The sequence below is a fragment of the Klebsiella sp. CB_Kp196 genome (genome assembly GCF_040061575.1).
GTDB classification, from domain to species: domain Bacteria; phylum Pseudomonadota; class Gammaproteobacteria; order Enterobacterales; family Enterobacteriaceae; genus Klebsiella; species Klebsiella michiganensis.
On record NZ_JBEAFH010000021.1, the window covers coordinates 1 to 2,190 of the forward strand.

Genomic DNA, 2,190 nt, shown 5'->3' on the forward strand with positions numbered 1-2,190 from the left:
TATGTCAAGGCTCAATTGAAATGTCCGTTATCCAGCTCAATTAAAATGACCACTTTGATCTCTCATTCTCTTTACTGATAGACTTTCCTCCGACTGAAACAACAGGATGATTGAGCCCATGCTTCGATACGAGTTAACGCCGAACAATGCAGGTTTTATACTGTGGGGAGATTCAGAAGCCCTGAATGAATTACATGAACTCATTCATTACATCGTGGATGAAAGCCCACTGATTAAAGTTAAAGACGGATTTATGTTATCCCTTGCCTATGATATTCGTAAAGCACGGGAAGGTAATCGTCGTGTTGAGCAACATCAGTATGATCAACATGATACATATAAGCTTTATGGTGTTGAGCTTTTATGGCCTCTGGTCCTGGTACAGTCCTCAATACTCAGAAACTCAATGGGTTATATTCAGACAGACAAAAACCAGCTGTCTGTCATGTATGCCTTTGAATACCTGATAGAATCAGCATTAACAGAGTCTGAGAGAACAACGTCGAATGATATTATGCTAACAGTAAAATATGCATCAGACTCTGATTTTAATTTCATTGAGGATAATATTGACAGCAGGTGCTGCTATTTTATCAGCCTATCTCCGGAGCAAAGAAAAAAGCAGTTAATCAGTATTGTTCGTTCTTTTCATTCATTATGGGGTAAGTATGCCCGTGAAAAGCAGGACATAAAGATGCTGAACGAAATGAATAATACATCATGGGTCTGGCCGGACAATATCAACTGGTGAGCAACCACTGTCCGGCCAGTGAGTACCATCAGCGGGCTCTTTTACCAAAAATGTCCTCTGAACGTGACTGAAGCTGTTTGAGTGCTTCGAGCATGTCATCATTATCCAGTGAGCGCTGGGATTTCTTCCCTTCCTGCTTTGGCCGTCGTCGGGAAGGGCCATCTCCAGCGGGAATTGACTGAGAGCGCGTGTTATCCCGCTTGCTCTGCACCAGACTGATAAACTCCAGGGTTCGGCCAAGACGCTTGTTATCGACAATCGCGCCCTGGTCGATTTCTGACAGTCGGTCGTAGGTAGAGTAGGGAAGTAGCGTACCGTTCAGGCGCAGCTCTTTTCTGCCATCAGGATAGTGATACACATCGATATATTTACCTATTGCACGGCGACTCAGTTCGCTGTCTTCAATCAGGTACAACATTTTATCATATTGTATCGTCAACGATTTTGAGACTTTACGTTTTTCACGAACAGTGAAAATAAGCCCCAGGTCCTCATCATGTTCTACAGCACGGTGTACGTCAAAATCATGTCGCGGTACTTTGCCAAAACGGCGGTTATAGTCAGCCATATAGGCCTCAGCGAAGTCATTTGCAGCCTCCATTGAACAAATGCCCTGTAACCGCAGCTCTTTGACCAGACGATCCTGTAAAGTGAGGTGAGCTCGTTCTACACGCCCTTTGGCGGGACTGGTTTCTGCACAGATAGTCTGGATGTTCAGTTCATGCATGGCTCGCCCAAACTGAGTATGCCCGTCTCCGCCTGTGGCGTGTTTATTGTTAACACGAAAAACACCGGCTTTATCGCTGTACAGTGCCAGCGGTTTACCATGCTTATCGATATAGCGCCGCGTGGCTTCGAAGTAAGAAAACGTGGACTCCGATTTAACAAACAACAGTTCCATCAGTTTGCTGGTTGCATCATCAACATAGACCAGCGCGGTGCAGGCCGGGCCACGGCCTTCAAACCAGTCGTGATCACAGCCATCTATTTGTATCAGCTCACCAGTACACGGACGCCGGTACCGTGGTTGAGGGATCCTTGCGGCACGTTGTTTACGGGGAACCCATAAGCCAGCCCGCACCATGATGCGCCGGACAGTTTCTTTGCCAAGAAACAGTCCGTGGAGTTCTTCGAGCTTTTCACGCGCCAGAGTCGGACCGAAATCAGCATAACGCGTCTTGATCAGTTCCAGAGCCTGATCTGCGAGCCCGGGTGGCAACTGGCGGTTACCACGCATGCCACATCGTCTGCTGGCCATACCAAGCGGTCCGCCTTCACGGTAACGGGCAAGAAGTCTGCGGCATTGCCTGTCGCTGATACCGAGGTGCTCGGCCGCACGGCGCGTTGTGATGCGACGTTCAATGACGTCCTGTATAATCTTGATCCGGTTGATCTCTTTCAAAGTAAACACTCCTGAGCTTTCTGCGCTCATGATATGC

At 47.6% G+C, this 2,190-nt stretch carries 2 protein-coding genes; one reads left to right on the plus strand and one right to left on the minus strand.

Annotated elements, in window-relative coordinates; translation table 11 throughout:
* Positions 1-118 precede the first annotated feature (118 nt).
* Positions 119-751, plus strand: coding sequence for a hypothetical protein (locus tag ABLU87_RS04725; protein WP_001567369.1), 633 nt, complete (start codon positions 119-121; stop codon positions 749-751).
* A 28-nt stretch (positions 752-779) separates the two neighbouring features.
* Here the strand turns inward: ABLU87_RS04725 and ABLU87_RS04730 are convergent, their stop codons facing one another.
* Positions 780-2,183 carry an ISNCY-like element ISKpn21 family transposase gene (locus ABLU87_RS04730; RefSeq protein WP_001567368.1) on the minus strand — a complete coding sequence of 468 codons (1,404 nt, stop codon included), beginning with the start codon at positions 2,181-2,183 and terminating at the stop codon, positions 780-782.
* Positions 2,184-2,190 lie beyond the last annotated feature (7 nt).

Coding starts and splice junctions, on each gene's coding strand:
- ABLU87_RS04725 (WP_001567369.1), top strand. CDS start 119: ATGCTTCGATACGAGTTAACGCCGAACAATGCAGGTTTTATACTGTGG.
- ABLU87_RS04730 (WP_001567368.1), bottom strand. CDS start 2,183: ATGAGCGCAGAAAGCTCAGGAGTGTTTACTTTGAAAGAGATCAACCGG.